The organism is Chloracidobacterium sp. (genome assembly GCA_015075585.1).
Taxonomy (GTDB): domain Bacteria; phylum Acidobacteriota; class Blastocatellia; order Pyrinomonadales; family Pyrinomonadaceae; genus OLB17.
Genome location: JABTUB010000002.1, coordinates 349,796 through 363,953, shown reverse-complemented (window position 1 = coordinate 363,953; position 14,158 = coordinate 349,796). Strand labels below are relative to the sequence as shown.

13 protein-coding genes and 1 tRNA gene are annotated in these 14,158 nt (G+C 55.3%); 6 read left to right on the top strand and 8 right to left on the bottom strand.

Annotation, left to right across the window (positions count from 1 at the left end; all coding sequences use genetic code 11):
- The first annotated feature begins 48 nt into the window (after positions 1-48).
- Genes folP through holA form a run of 4 tightly spaced genes read left to right on the top strand, consistent with a single transcriptional unit; the run spans position 49 to position 2,714 of the window.
- Positions 49-909 carry a dihydropteroate synthase gene (gene folP / locus HS105_10700; protein ID MBE7517060.1) on the top strand — a complete coding sequence of 287 codons (861 nt, stop codon included), beginning with the start codon at positions 49-51 and terminating at the stop codon, positions 907-909.
- A gap of 4 nt (positions 910-913) precedes the next feature.
- Complete coding sequence (locus HS105_10695) at positions 914-1,126, top strand: hypothetical protein (GenBank protein ID MBE7517059.1); 213 nt, start codon at positions 914-916, stop codon at positions 1,124-1,126.
- The gene (locus HS105_10690; GenBank protein ID MBE7517058.1) at positions 1,123-1,674 is read left to right on the top strand and encodes an LptE family protein; all 552 of its coding nucleotides are present in this window, start codon (positions 1,123-1,125) and stop codon (positions 1,672-1,674) included. The genes HS105_10695 and HS105_10690 overlap by 4 nt, the downstream gene beginning before the upstream one ends.
- Positions 1,674-2,714 (top strand): DNA polymerase III subunit delta, encoded by a 1,041-nt coding sequence (gene holA, locus HS105_10685; protein ID MBE7517057.1) that lies wholly within the window; start codon positions 1,674-1,676, stop codon positions 2,712-2,714. Before HS105_10690 ends, holA begins: the two co-directional genes overlap by 1 nt.
- A gap of 2 nt (positions 2,715-2,716) precedes the next feature.
- On the opposite strand, the gene HS105_10680 is transcribed toward holA, so the two are convergent.
- From HS105_10680 to queA, 5 genes are all read right to left on the bottom strand, one after another.
- Entirely contained in the window at positions 2,717-3,445 is a 729-nt protein-coding gene (locus HS105_10680) for a zinc-ribbon domain-containing protein (protein MBE7517056.1), read from the bottom strand.
- A 10-nt stretch (positions 3,446-3,455) separates the two neighbouring features.
- Positions 3,456-4,655 carry a PilT/PilU family type 4a pilus ATPase gene (locus HS105_10675; GenBank protein ID MBE7517055.1) on the bottom strand — a complete coding sequence of 400 codons (1,200 nt, stop codon included), beginning with the start codon at positions 4,653-4,655 and terminating at the stop codon, positions 3,456-3,458.
- 123 nt (positions 4,656-4,778) lie between these two features.
- Positions 4,779-5,408 (bottom strand): thiamine phosphate synthase, encoded by a 630-nt coding sequence (gene thiE / locus HS105_10670; GenBank protein ID MBE7517054.1) that lies wholly within the window; start codon positions 5,406-5,408, stop codon positions 4,779-4,781.
- Positions 5,408-5,941 (bottom strand): ribosomal protein S18-alanine N-acetyltransferase, encoded by a 534-nt coding sequence (gene rimI, locus HS105_10665; protein ID MBE7517053.1) that lies wholly within the window; start codon positions 5,939-5,941, stop codon positions 5,408-5,410. The genes thiE and rimI overlap by 1 nt, the downstream gene beginning before the upstream one ends.
- A gap of 4 nt (positions 5,942-5,945) precedes the next feature.
- Positions 5,946-6,977, bottom strand: coding sequence for a tRNA preQ1(34) S-adenosylmethionine ribosyltransferase-isomerase QueA (gene queA, locus HS105_10660; protein ID MBE7517052.1), 1,032 nt, complete (start codon positions 6,975-6,977; stop codon positions 5,946-5,948).
- A 196-nt stretch (positions 6,978-7,173) separates the two neighbouring features.
- Between queA and HS105_10655 the strand changes: the two genes are divergently transcribed.
- Positions 7,174-8,469, top strand: coding sequence for a hypothetical protein (locus tag HS105_10655; protein MBE7517051.1), 1,296 nt, complete (start codon positions 7,174-7,176; stop codon positions 8,467-8,469).
- 64 nt (positions 8,470-8,533) lie between these two features.
- Here the strand turns inward: HS105_10655 and HS105_10650 are convergent.
- The 3 genes from HS105_10650 to HS105_10640 all read right to left on the bottom strand — a co-directional run bounded on the left by HS105_10650 (position 8,534) and on the right by HS105_10640 (position 12,274).
- Positions 8,534-8,620: transfer RNA gene (locus HS105_10650), tRNA-Leu, on the bottom strand.
- Between the two features lie 49 nt (positions 8,621-8,669).
- Positions 8,670-11,549, bottom strand: a complete 2,880-nt coding sequence (locus HS105_10645; GenBank protein MBE7517050.1) for a carboxypeptidase regulatory-like domain-containing protein — start codon at positions 11,547-11,549, stop codon at positions 8,670-8,672.
- A 71-nt stretch (positions 11,550-11,620) separates the two neighbouring features.
- Positions 11,621-12,274 carry a hypothetical protein gene (locus tag HS105_10640; protein MBE7517049.1) on the bottom strand — a complete coding sequence of 218 codons (654 nt, stop codon included), beginning with the start codon at positions 12,272-12,274 and terminating at the stop codon, positions 11,621-11,623.
- A gap of 219 nt (positions 12,275-12,493) precedes the next feature.
- On the opposite strand from HS105_10640, the gene HS105_10635 reads away from it, so the two are divergent.
- Positions 12,494-14,140: a PAS domain-containing protein gene (locus tag HS105_10635; GenBank protein MBE7517048.1), complete on the top strand. Its 1,647-nt coding sequence runs from the start codon at positions 12,494-12,496 to the stop codon at positions 14,138-14,140.
- The last annotated feature ends 18 nt before the right edge of the window (positions 14,141-14,158 follow it).

Below are 14,158 nucleotides of genomic sequence, written 5' to 3'. Positions count from 1 at the left end.
CCCGAATGAGTGAGTGCAAAGTCCGCATCCGCGAGGTGTGTGAGAAATATGTTGAGTTGGCAGACAGCAAAGCGTGTAATTCAGTCGGAACGCCCGCTTGTGATGGGCATTTTGAACGTAACGCCCGACAGTTTCAGCGATGGCGGCCGTTTTGATACGGTTGATGCGGCGTTGCATCATGCTGCGCAAATGATAGCCGAAGGTGCCGACATTCTGGATGTCGGCGGTGAATCGACACGTCCCGGAAGCAGCCGTACGAGCGTCGATGTCGAGATCGCACGCGTTGCCGGCGTGATCGAACAACTCGCAAAACGCTTTGATGTGCCCATATCCGTCGATACATCGCGTGCTGCCGCGGCGCGTGCCGCGATAGATCACGGCGCAGAGATAATAAACGATATTTCGGGCCTGCGGTTTGATGCCGAGATCGCCTCTGTCGCTTCAAAGGCGAACGCCGGCCTTGTGCTTATGCACTCGCGCGGCGAATTTGCCGAGATGCACACGCAGCCGCCCGTTGATGATATCGTCGCGTGCGTTGAACGTGACCTTGCGGCCTCGATCGAAACCGCTCGCGGCCGCGGCGTTAAGGACACGCAGATCGTTCTCGACGTGGGCATCGGCTTTGGCAAGACTACGGCACAAAATGCCGAGCTGATACGCGACCACGGCAAAATACGCGAGCACTTTTCGGGCTTTGCGTTCCTCGGCGGTGCCTCGCGCAAGTCATTTATCGGCAAAATGCTCGGCGATGCGCCCGTGAACAAGCGGCTTGGCGGCAGCTTGATCGCCGCTGTTGCGTTCGTACGCAACGGCGCCTCGATGGTGCGTGTCCATGATGTCGCCGAGACCGTCCAGGCTATCAAAATTGCCCGCGAACTCGGACTTTTTGATACATCTGTGTTTCAATAGCGGTATGAGAAAAGTTGCACGGCTCACCGTCAGAGGATTCTGTGTCATAACGCTGTTCGCACTGCAGGCACTTGCGGACATACCGCCGGGCGACGGGCCGAGATCTTCGGGCGAGACAGATTGGAGCTATATCATCGGCGGCATCCTTTCGGCGTTCGCAGGAGCATTATTCTTTGTGTGGATAGGCCGCCGCATCTCGAAAAAGAAGCAGTTATGAAAGCCTTAACTCTGCCTTGCCTGCTCGTGTGCCTGTTCCTGACCGCAGGTTTTACCGAGTGTTACAAACCCGTAACAAGCACCGGACTGCCAAAAGATATCAAGACCATTGCCGTGCCGGCCTTTACTTTCGAGGCCAAGGCAATGCGTTATAAACTGGAGTCCCGCTTTACCGAAGCCGTAAGCCGCGAGATCATCCGGCGAGGCAACGGCCTCAAAGTTCAAGGGAACCGCGCGGGCGCCGACGCCGTCGTCGAGGGCACGATGCGGAGCTTCGGCATCTCGGGCGTGCTTCTCGATCGCGAAGGTCGTGCGAGGGTCTATGAAGTAACGATCGTCGCCGCGGTTACGGTGCGAGATCTGCACAGCGAGAAGATACTCTATGACAATCAGAACCTCGTCTTTCGCGATTCATTCGAGTTCGCGGAAGACCCGCGTTCGTTCTTTAATGAGGAAGACCCCGCCGTGCAGAGAATGGCTCGAACATTCGCTGAATCGGTGGTATCCGCAATTGTGAACGGCATCGGCGTCGCCGAAGAGAAAAAGTAATGCTGACGGTCGATGAGCTTCGCGAGCATGTAAAGGATCGGCGGTTCCTGCCGGTCTATATCCTCTACGGAACGGAGGAATATCTGCGCGACCGCGCCGTCAAGACCATTATCGAAAGAGCCTTTGACGAGGGCGAATTTCGAGACTTTAATGAAGCAGAATTCAGCCTTAACAGCGAGGATGCCCTGCCGAAGGCTCTGGCCGCAGCTCAGCAGCTTCCTATGATGGCATCGCGCCGCGTGGTTCGCATCAACAATGTCAGAATTACCGCAACGGGCCGCAACGATACGGTAAAAGAAGAACATGAAGCGATCTTAAAGGCGTATTTCGATGACCCGTCGCCTTCATCCGTCGTCATCTTTATCGCCGAGGAACTTAACGGCGTTCGCAAAATGGGAAAGCTTTTGCGATCGCAGCCGGGCACTGTGGAATTCACGCAGCTCGATGACGAAAAGGCCGCTTCGTGGGCGCGCAGCACATTCAAGAAGGCAGGCGTGTCGATAGACGGAACGGCTTTGCGGCATCTGATATCGCTGGTCGGGAATGATATACGGCGGCTGAGTAATGAGGTCGATAAGCTCACTACCGCATCCTTTCCGTCCATGCTGGTCGATCAGCAGCTTATCGATCTGCTTGTCCCGAACACACGCGAGATGACCAACTTTGCCCTTGCCGGCCAGATCCTTAAGCAAGACAAAAGGGCGGCTCTCGAGGTGCTGAGAAAGATACTCGATGACGGGGCCGAACCTGTAATGCTGATCGGCCTGCTCGGTTATAACTTTCGCACGCTGCTTATTGCCGCCTCAATGATGTCGCAGGGCGCCGACCGACGTGACATCACCGCAGTTCTGCGACGCCCGACACGCGAACAGGACGAGATCTTTCATGCCGCCAGACGCTACGGCAAAAAGAAACTCGGTGAAATGCTGCGGCGTATAGCCGAGACCGACCTCGCACTCAAGACATCGCTCGGCGGCGGCGGGCCGCAAGGCAGCCGTTTGCTTATGGAAGTACTTGTTTGCGAGCTTGCGGCGGCGTAGCCCTAGATCGGGGCAAGATTGCTCGATCGGTTGAAGTAATTGTACAACTCGTTGTAATCGTTGAGTGCGCGATTGAGTATCAGCGGCAACTGAGCAAGATCCTGCGCGTTGACTACCAAGTTCAGATTACGCATAAAGGCATCATGAGCGTTCATTGTGGTGCCTTCATTTTCGAGCGAGACGAGATAGAGTCGGCGGCGCTCGGACGAATACATCGCGTTCGCCTTCTGCTGTATCACGCCCGCACCGCCGAGGTCGGGTGCGAAATCGGGCGAGAAGATCAACAACTCCGTTTTGCCGTCGCGTAAACGCTCATTCGCCTGAGCCGGTGTTTCCGCGATATAGACCTTATATCCCGCGTCTGCGAGGATCTTTGCAACCGCATTGCGCTTCTCACCCAGGCACAAAAGCACGCGGCGCGGCTTCTCTTCACTTTCCTCAGTTGCCGAACTGCGATTATCGGTCTGCAAGGCAGAAAGCAGCGACCTCAGGGCCGTGTTTATCTGCAGCTCGGACTCTTTCGCGGCAAACTCTTGAGCACCGTCAGGAACCGCCGTGGCCGGCTTGTTCGACTGAAGCTGTTCAACGGTCGAGAGGCCTTTGCCCGAGGCGTCCTTTTGTACGCGAAGCATATTCTGGCAACGCGGGCACCGAACCGTAAAATTGCCGCTGGGCACTTTCGATTCATCTAACTGTAAGGAAACAGAGCAATTATCGCAGCGTAAGATCATATCTTTGGTACTATTCGATCATGCTGAGGACCGAGTCTGTCGGCGGCGGCTGAGGAGCGGCCGGAGCCTGGCCATCGAATTTTGGCGGATTTGCGTTGATATAGTCCTCGGTCGATGCGAGGCCTTTGAGTTGCAGAAGCAGGTTGTTCTGATTTGTGGCGAAGGACAATCCGTCCTCCATTGATATCTCGCCCCTTTCGATAAGCCCGCGGATGACGCTGTCGAAATCCTGCATACCGTCGAGCTCGCCGTCGCGGATCGCGTCAAGGAGCGTTTTACCCTCGCTCTCGCCCTTTTCAATATATTCACGAGTTCGCGGGTTCGATTTTAGAATTTCGACGGCTGCGATGCGGCCTTTGCCGTCAGCCTTTGGTATCAAACGCTGTGAGACGATGTAGCGGAAGGTCTGAGCGAGCCTCGTCCGGATGATCCTTTCCTCGTTCTTGGGATACAGGCCGATAATGCGGTCGATCGTCTTTGAAGCATCGATCGTATGCAGGGTCGAGAGAACCAAGTGGCCGGTTTCAGCAGCCTCGAGGGCGATCTCCGCGGTTTCGAGGTCGCGCATCTCACCGACCAGAATAACCTTTGGCGCCTGCCGCAATGCGGCACGCAGGGCAGAGGCAAAGTCCTTTGTGTCAGCACCCACTTCGCGCTGATTGATGGTCGATCTCTTGTGATTATGCAGGAACTCGATCGGATCCTCGATCGTGATGATGTGGTACGCCTTTGTCTCGTTGATGCGGTCGATCACCGCCGCAAGCGTCGAACTCTTTCCCGAACCGGTCGGCCCCGTCAAGAGGACGATGCCGTTGCGGATATCTGCAATATCGGCTAATGTGTGCGGCAGCCTGAGATCGTCAAAGCTCGGGATCTTATGAGGAATGACGCGCATTACGATCGAGAAAGAATTGCGCTGCTGAAAAATGTTAACGCGAAAACGGCATTTTCCGGGTAACGCGTAGCTGAGATCCGCCGTTCGATATTTGGCGAGATGTGCCGCGGCGTCGGGATTGTCGCGTATTAGCGACATTGCTATTATTTCGGTCTGATATGCCGTGAGACGTCCGATACCGAATGGTGACGTCGGATAAAGTACACCGTTTATCTCAACTTGCGGCTTTTGGTTCGCCGAAAAGTTGAGGTCGCTGACATTTTCCGATACGAGCAACATTTGCTCGATGATTGGTGCAATATCTAACAAACTCATTACGCGGATCTTCTCCCAATACTAATGAACAAGGCGGGAACTCAAGCGGCCGGGCTGCAGGAAGGAGGTGCCCGTTTTCCTGATATATTGTGCATCATTCCGACCAGAGAATGCAAGCAAAATTTAATAATGTTTAAAAAGTTTAATAAACTGCTCGGTGTTTTTGCTGATCGCCCCGCCTTTCAGAAGGGAGCTGACCACTGCCACGCAATCCGCTCCCGAGTCGAGAACGGACGAGATATTCTCTGCCGTGATCCCGCCTATTGCAACAAGGGAAAGGCGGCCCGCCATGCGCTTGATACGCGGCAAGAGATCGATGCCGACCACCGGATCGGCCTCTTGCTTTGTTCCGGTAGCGAAAATCGGCCCGAACGCCAGATAATCGACAGGTTGCAGAACGGCTGCCTTTGCCTGTTCGATGGTGTGGGTGGAGACACCGATAATCATCTTTTCGCCTGCGATACGGCGTGCTTCAGTAGCAGGAAGATCCGTTTGACCGAGGTGAACACCGTCCGCCCGCGCCGCCATGGCGACATCAAGCCGATCGTTAACGATCACCGAGGCGTTGAACTGATGAGCATATTCGACAGCGCGGCAGGCATCGTCGAACCATTCGCCGGCACCAAGCTCTTTTTCGCGAAGCTGGATCAGTGTGATGCCGGAATCGACCAAACGGATGACCTGCTCGGCATGAGTAAGGCCGGATATGCGGCGGTCTGTGATCGCGTAAATCTTTGGCAGCGGCCGAAACACTAATTCAGACCCTTCATCATGAGGAAGCCGTCCTCACCGTTAAAATAATACTTGCTGATCCGCTGAACGATCGAGTAACCTGCGCGGCGATAAAGGTCTTGAGCGGCGAGATTTCCGGCCCTTACTTCAAGCACGACGGTATAAAGGCCGCGGGAACGTGCCTTCATCTCTACGTGCTGCAGCATACGGGCGGCGATACCACGGCGTCTGTGCTCGGGTGAAACGCCGATCGTTGTCAGGTGTGCTGCACCGTTCGGGTTCTCCATAATGAATGCGAAGCCGACCATTTCCGAACCATCCGCGACCATCTTGTAGCCGAGTGTTCTCGCGTCGCTCAGCAGGAACTCGAAGGTGTGTTTAGTGTAGTTGTCGCCATTGCGGAAGCAGCGAATGTTTAGCGTCAGCACTTCTGCGAGGTCGTCCGGCGTCAGCGGACGGATCGAATATTCGGCAGTCGGCGCCGGCAGAACAGGGTCGGATGCATCGTAAGCATCGTTATGAAAAAGTTTACGGATCGTCGAGAGTACAGCCATTGCGTCAAACGATCAGCATACAGTCGCCATAGCTGTAAAAGCGATACCGCTGCTCAACAGCATGGCGATAGGCACTCATCACCAAAGTATGCCCGCCAAAGGTCGATGTTAGCATCAAAAGGGAACTTTTCGGAAGATGAAAATTGGTCAGCAGAGCATCGACGATACGAAACCGGTGTCCGGGTTTAATAGCAAGGCCGGCCGTTTGCTCGCCCGAAGTAACGATGCCTTCGGCGAGAGCCGATGACTCGAGAGCTCTGGTCGTCGTTGTTCCGACAGCGACTATACGCCTGTTCTCTTTCTTTGCTTTGTTAATGGACTCGGCAGTTCTTTCGTCGATAAAGAAGCGTTCCGGTGCGACCGTGTGTTCCTCCGCCGTCGCAGACCTGACGGGTTCGAAGGTACCGTAGCCTACATGCAGGGTTATGTAAGCCGACTCCACGCCGCAGGCTCGCAGCTCGTCAAAGGTTCGCTGAGTAAAGTGAAGTCCCGCGGTCGGTGCCGCGACGGCTCCGCGTTCGCTTGCGTAAATGGTCTGATAGCGGTCGCGGTCGCTGTCGAGGCCTGCCTTTTCGCGGTGAATATACGGCGGCAACGGTGTCTTTCCGACCTGCTCGATGATCTCGAAAAGATCTCCGTCCGCGAAGAACCGCAATATTACCTTCCCGTCAGCCGATCGTGCGGCCGCTTCCGCATGGAGGTGCTCGTCAAACGTTATCTTCTTGCCGAAAGGCAGCCGTTTTGCGGGTTTTGCAAGGACGTTCCAAGTGCCGTCGGCGTTTTGATCGATCAGGAAAACTTCGACCGACGCTCCGGTCGATGTGATGCCGTGCAGCCGTGCCGGAAAGACCTTCGTATTGTTCAGCACGAGCAGATCGTCCTTTCTCATCAACGAAGGCAAATCAAGAAAACGCTTGTCCGCAAAGCTCTGATCATCGAGGTCAACCACAAGCATGCGTGACGAATCGCGAGGCTCCGCAGCCTGCTGAGCGATGAGTTCCGGCGGCAAAGTGAAGTCCAGCTCCGAGATCAACATATTGCGAAAGGAACTGCTCCTTGAGAATCTGTCGGACGCTGAATTATAATCAACATAAGCTCCAAATGATGACAGGTTGAGATTCTTTACAACCTCTTTGCTTCTAATTGTATCAGTATGGGTGGAGCGGCAAAGTGCCGCAAACAAAAGCTTTGACGGCGATAGGCGTTATCGCCGACTGTTGAGGAGAAAACTAATGAAAAATACAAGATACAGAGTGATCTTTTCGATCGGTGCCTTGATCGCGGCCTTTGCGGTCATTTCTTCGGCACAAGTTCTGCGTAATCAAAACAGGTATTCTAAGCGGGATGTCAGCAACATCATCTCGAAACTTGATCGCAGCAGCAGTCAGTTCCGCCGCGATTTTGACCGCGAGATGGACCGCAGTCCCATCAACGGCACTCGCGAAGAGGATCGCTATAACGACATAGTAAAGGCCTATGACAGGGCGGCGAGCGATTTCAAACGTGACTTTAATCGCACCAACGAATGGTGGACGGTGCGTAACCAGCTTTCTAGCCTTATCAACCAAGCACAGCAGGTGAATGACATGATGAATTCGCTGCCTTTCGGCCGTAAGCTTGATCGGCAGTGGAATGCAATGCGGAATGATATCAATACGCTTGCCGATACCTACGATCTTCCCGGTCTTGCCGGAGGCGGCTGGTGGGGCGGTGGAAATTGGGGCGCGGGCGGCAATATGACACCTCCGCCGAGTTGGGCGGTCGGCACTTTCTATTCGACCGACGGCTCGAACATTACGCTTACTTTTAACTCGAACGGCAGCGCGAGTGCCATGGTCGGCGGGCAGATGTTTAGCGGCACATATTTCCGCGGCAACCTTTATCTGAACGGCGACACTTCGACGGTCGATAAATGGGGTAATGACGGAATTCGTACGTATAACCGCAACAAGGGAACCGAGACCTACTATACCCGCAGCCGCTGGAATAGCGGCGGCAACTGGAACGGCAACGGAAATATGTCGAGGCCGCCAATGTGGGCGATCGGAACCTTCTATTCCACCGACGGCTCGAATATTACGTTAACCTTTGATAAGAATGGCCGCGCCACGGCTGTCAATAACGGACAGACCTTTTACGGCACCTATTACAATGGCAGCCTGTATCTGAACAACGACACATCGACGGTTGAACAGTGGGGCAACGACGGCATTCGCACCTATAACCGCAATACCCGCCGCTACACGAACTATACGCGCAGCGGCGCCGGCGGAAACTGGGGCAATACCTCACGTCCGCCGACGTGGGCGATCGGTACGTTCTACGGCAACAGCGCCGGCACCAATATCACGCTGACGATCAATCAGGATGGCAGCGTTGCGGCGTTCGTCAACGGTCAGGCGTTCTACGGTACGTACTATCAGAATACGATCACTCTTAACGGCGACACATCAAATGTTACGAGGAGTGCGAGCGGCATTACGACCTACAACCGCAATACCGGACAGACCACCGTCTATATGCGGTAGTTCGTTCGAATGGCAAAAAGAATGCGGCCTTGAGCGCTAAAGTTCAGGGCCGCATTAATATTTTTGGTGCCGGAGGTCGGACTCGAACCGACATGAAGTTGCCCTCGCCAGATTTTGAGTCTGGTGCGTATACCAATTTCGCCACTCCGGCGGCGAATTTACGATGATACTTATGCTTTGGCCGCAGGTCAAATATCTGCTTAATTCGTGCAGCCGCAAACGTAGCCGTCAGTAACGGCGATATCGTCAATATACTGCCCTTCTCGAAACGTTCCGATATCGGTGCCGAGCCGCCATCGAAGCTGGACCATCTGTCCCGCGGCGGCGGCAGGCAGCCTGACAACAGAGTCGATGAATTGAGATGTTTGCTCGATGCCGCTGCGGCCTGACCAGCCAGGTCGTCCGCCAAGCGGATTCTGGCAGCAAGTATCTATGGTTCCGTCGTAGCCGCCGCTCTCGAATACACCGCCGGCCGCGATAATATCTTCCCAATCCGAATTTCCTATTTTGATCTCGAGTACCGAGCCGTCGTATAAGCGGTTCCGCAAGAACGTGGTCTCAAGCTCATACCAATTCCTGAAAGAAAGCTTTGCCGACGGCGTGCCTATCAAAAAGACGGGCGATGTCATTTCATTGACGCCGACGTATTGTATGTCCCTTGCGTAGGCCGATCGTGTACCGTTGGTTCCGCGGGCGAGGCTTACATGCCAGTTGCGCTCGCCCGGCGTCTCGAATTCGGTGGCGTGAGTCTCGCTTCGCGTCCAACGCGGCGGCAATGTTGACTGCTGGGTGCGGTCGAAATTCTGTGTGAAAGCGACCTTCGGCGTACCGGTGCGCATTGAGACGGTAATGCTGCCAAGGTCGTTCGAGCCGTCCTGAAGGTGAAATGTCATCTCGATCATTTCGCCGCACACAAGCGTCGGCGAAACGGTGAACGTAAAAGGACGCGTGACAGCAGGGCCGCCGACGGGCATCGGGCCGAAGGCCTGTGCCGCACCGGGAAGTGTAACGCCTCCGCCCGCAAGCAGTGTTGCGACGAGGTTCTGTACCGGTGCATTCCCCGAATTTGTAAGTGTCAGGTCGATCGTAACCGCCTCGCCCGGATCGGGTGCGTTGCTGATGCCGCAGCTCTCTGCCGAAATATTTAGTTGCGGTTCGGAAAAGACAGCGATCGGTTCCAATGCGAAGTCCAGAGTTCGTGATTCGCCGTCAGCTATCGACATCGTTACGGTACGCGTGCGAAATCCCGGAGCGGACGCCGCCACAGAATAGCTGCCCGGGAGCATCATCATGGAGCCGTAATTGCCGTCCGCGGCAGATGAGCGTGAATATAGGTCGGCCCTGATCAGGGCGCCTGAGATCGGAGCACCGTTGTCTGCACGTAAAACTGTTCCTGTAAGCCATGAGCGCGGCGCCGCAGTACATTCATCAAATTTGTAGCGCCCTATTCGTGTCAACCATGTGAAATCGCTGAAATCTTGGCTCTGCTGTGTAAAGTATTCGCCTGTTTGCCAAAAAGTGCAGTCGTCCGAAGGATCCACTGACATACTCGACCAATCGCCCCAGCGAAAACCGTATGCCTTTTGCACTCCCGTGCCGACGGCAAGTGAGCCTTCCTCACGAAAAGAGCCGGCCGGGTCGCCGGTAAGGCGTCCTGAATAAAGGATCGCGGGCTTCTTATTTTCGGAGCCGTAGCTGTAGCCGAATGCGATATTGCCGTGGCCGTCCTGCGCAGCACTGCCGATCCAGCGTGACGCATCGGCTGTACCGAGTGTCGAGTCAACATTCACGGTGTAGTTGCCGCCGCTGCGCCGCAGTTCGTGAATGCGAACACCGGCACGATACGTACCTCCGGGTGACATACGCACCGTTTGATCGACGATAAGTGACTCGCTCGTGCCGAAGTTGCGGTAGGCGAGCCGCGAGTTGAGACGGTCGCTGTTGGAATCGAGCATTTCTCCCGGCGGCGGCTGCGCGATATCGGCACGGCCCGGCGGGCTTGTCGGATCGAAGGCGGCGACCGCGATCGGGCTTTCCGGACGTTCTGTAAAGGTTGAGGCGAACGGATCCGCCCAATCAGCGTGAAGATCGAACAGCCGCAGAGCATCGGCCGCCTCGCCGTACTCAGTTGCCGAATAGCTCGCAAACACGTTCGGTGCGCCGGCAGGCGGAGGCCGCAGTCCGTCGAGGTCGGAGGGCAGAATGTTGCCCAAGCGTTCGGCGGACAGCGACCGACGGCTGAAATAGATGTATGACGCCGTCGGATCGCCTTTCAGCATCTTCTCACGCTCGAAGGCGAACATCCCTTGCCCCGCGTAGTCGCTGCCAAGGAACTCCTCAGTTGACATGTAGTAGCCGTCGGGCCAGACGCCGAACCGTGCGAAGTCGTTAATGCGGATATTCGGCATCACGAACTCATAGACAAAATATTCACCCGTCGGATCGCCTGTCTTTGACACCGCGATCATTTGCCGGAACGGCGGGAACGCATTGCAGTATTGGCTCAGCATCCAGCGGTCCGCGAGCGGATCGTAAAGTACGGTCGGCAGGCCGTCGTCGCGCGTCGAACAGACAGTGCCGAGGCCGCTGAAAAGCGAGCTTAGGCGGAACGGGCCGCTGACGGTATTGCCGTTCTTATCAAAGATCTTAACCAAGGCATTTGCGACTTGGACGTAATGGTTCGGCCCGACATCACCGTTCATATCCGGCGGGAGGAATACCATTCCGTAAGCGTTTATATTGTCGTAATTCGAGATGCCGTCAAATATGAGCGACGGCGTAGGCATCGGCGCGCCAAACAGACGCGCCGGCGAGGCGTCAGCATCGTGCTTTGTCTGCGTTTCGCCGGAATGAGGAGTTATGAGTTCCGAAGACCTTACCGTAAGCCTGCCGCGTTCACCGAGCGGCCCGGCTGTAAGCGAATCCGCACGTTTTGATACACCCGATGCTGCGGCTCGGCGAACTTCAGGGGCTGAGATGCCGCTTGTGTGTGCGGATCTTGATGTACCATGTGCGACAAGAGCGATAAGGACGGCGATCAGCGCCGGTGTTCCCGCAAGCAATAGAGGTCGTGCATACATCCTGTCTGTTCCGCCGCAGTGCAGATGCTGAAAGTATAGCGCGCACGCGCACCCGCCATCTGACAAAAATGCTAGAGATCGGTAAGCATTTCTATCTCAACACGCCGTTTTGCGTCGTCAAGAAAGCTCTCGATACGGGAGGCGATATGCTCCTCGATAAGGATCGACCGTATTGCCTCGCGTTTTTCGTCAAGTGTCGGCAGCACAACGCCGGGATATTTTCGCTTAAAGTCCGGCAGGAAGATATCGTTGAAATACCGGGTGATCTCGTCAGGCGTGATCACCACAAATGCCCTAAAACGAAAGTCAACATACTTGTTTATCGCGACGCGTTCGGCAATGAGCCGCTGGAAATTATCGTCCCTTATTGACTCGAATCCGACCATGCGAAGCCGTTTTTCAAAATCGGCTGCGGACGGAAAGAACGCCAAAAGGCGGTCGATCTCCTCTTTGATCTCGGCATCCGTCGGAGCGGGACGAGGGAAGCGTTTGGATTCGATACTGAAGATCCGCTCGTCGATAACGGTTTGAAGTGCCTGCTCAAGATCGTCCTTTTGCGGTGGATCGAGCTGCTTGTCAGGCTGGAGCGCAAGCTGCCACCTGAGATCGGAAAGGGTTATAAGTTCGACACTTAAGCCGTCGCTGACGGTTGCTATCGTCATATCGACCATATCCTGAGCGTCGGACGCTGCTGCCGACAGCGTGATCGCGGCAAGAATAATCAAAATGGCCGTGCCAATCCTTATAAAAAAAATCCCCACTGCCGATATTTTCCGTCGTACAGGAAACCAAGTCAATATCGATCTCAAATCCAGAAAAACATTGACAAAAATGTTAAAATCCGTTGTAATATTCAAATAGTGGCAGTTCCCACGGCCCTTTCTTTTATTTATGAGCCGTCCTGGAGTCTTCCTACTCGCTTTGCTGGCGGCGGATCACACTGAATGCAACTCTCTACGTCGCCCAAAAAGGGGCCGCGTCGCTCGACCGGCCTGCCCTTGGCAGACGAACTAGGCACCGATCTTAAATTCATTTCCGATCTCGGCCGAAGTTTACTGTCAACGGTTCATCCGAAAAAGGTCGCAAACCGCGTTGCCGATGCCATTGTTCAAGGCGTCGCGGGAGCGGCTTGTGTGTTTGCGGCGGAACTGCCGAATATCGGCTTTATCAGTTCTTCTTCAACGCCGCCGCCAAGCGGACACGGCGATCTGCTGAGCAGAAAGCGATTCGAGAAGTGGCTCTCATTCCTGCCGCCGCAGGTAAGCTACCGCGAGGCGGATGCGGACGAATTTTTTATCAGCGATGCCGAACACACTGTGGAGTATGTGGCTCCGCTCCTTGTTGATGGCGACATACGCGGGCTGATAGCCGTCGGATTCTCAGCCGCCGAAGATCTGACCGAAAGGCGTTCTCGTACGATCGATGCAGCCGCCCAAGTCGCGGCTCTCAGCCTGAATTTATCCGCGCATTTCGAATCTGCGCTTCACAACTCGATCATAGAGGCACGCGAAGAGCATCGAAAATTCACCGAGGTCGTTCTCGATTCACTCCCTGTCTCGCTCTACGTCGTTGATCGCGACTACCGCATTGTAACGTGGAATAAGCACCGCGAGATCGGCGAACAGGGCATTCCGCGTGAGACGGCCATCGGCCGCGATGTGTTCAATGTGCTGGCGCGTTATCCTCAAGGGCGTTTGCGGCAAGAATTCGAGCGGGCCTTCCGTACAGGCGAGATCGAGAGGATCGAGCAGCAAACGGTCGCCGATGACGGCTCGACGCGGCACTGGATCGTGTCAAAGGTGCCGATGCGCAGTGCCGAGACGGGCGAGGTAACTCACGTTATTACCGTCGGTGAGGACGTTACCATTCGGGTCGAAGCGATGCACGCCGTGGCTCGTGCGGAGAAGCTTTCGGCGGTTGGCAGACTCGCCGCGGGAGTTGTGCACGAGATCAATAATCCTCTTGCGACGATAGCTGCATGTGCAGAGGCACTTGAGGAAAGGATAAAGGACGGCTCATTCACTGACTCCGATTCGGCTGCTGACCTGGCGGAATATCTCGGTTTGATAAAGAGCGAAGCTTTTCGCTGCAAGGCCATCACGAACGGCCTTCTCGACTTTAGCCGTGTGCGTGCCGGTGAACGTATCGCGACGGATCTTGGCGAGGTACTTAAAGCGGCCGCAAATCTGATCATTCACCAAAAGCGCGGTGAAAGGATCGAATTCAAGGTCGAGGTCGCAGACGATCTGCCGCCGGTTACGGCCGACGCCGGCCAGATACAGCAGGCAGTCATCGCATTGGCGACCAACGCGATCGATGCAATGCCGAACGGCGGAACGCTCGAACTGCGGGTATTCCCTCAGGATGGCCGCGTCGTTATTGAGGTAAGCGATACGGGTATCGGTATTCCGCCCGAAGATATGCCCAAGATCTTTGAGCCGTTCTTTACCACCAAGGAGGTCGGCCGCGGTACCGGGCTTGGCCTTGCGGTCTGCTACGGCATAATCTCGGATCACGGAGGCCGTCTCAACGTCCGCTCAAAGCCCCGTAAGGGCACAACCTTTTCAATCTATCTTCCCGCTGCAAAATAACCTATTAGGCAAATTGCC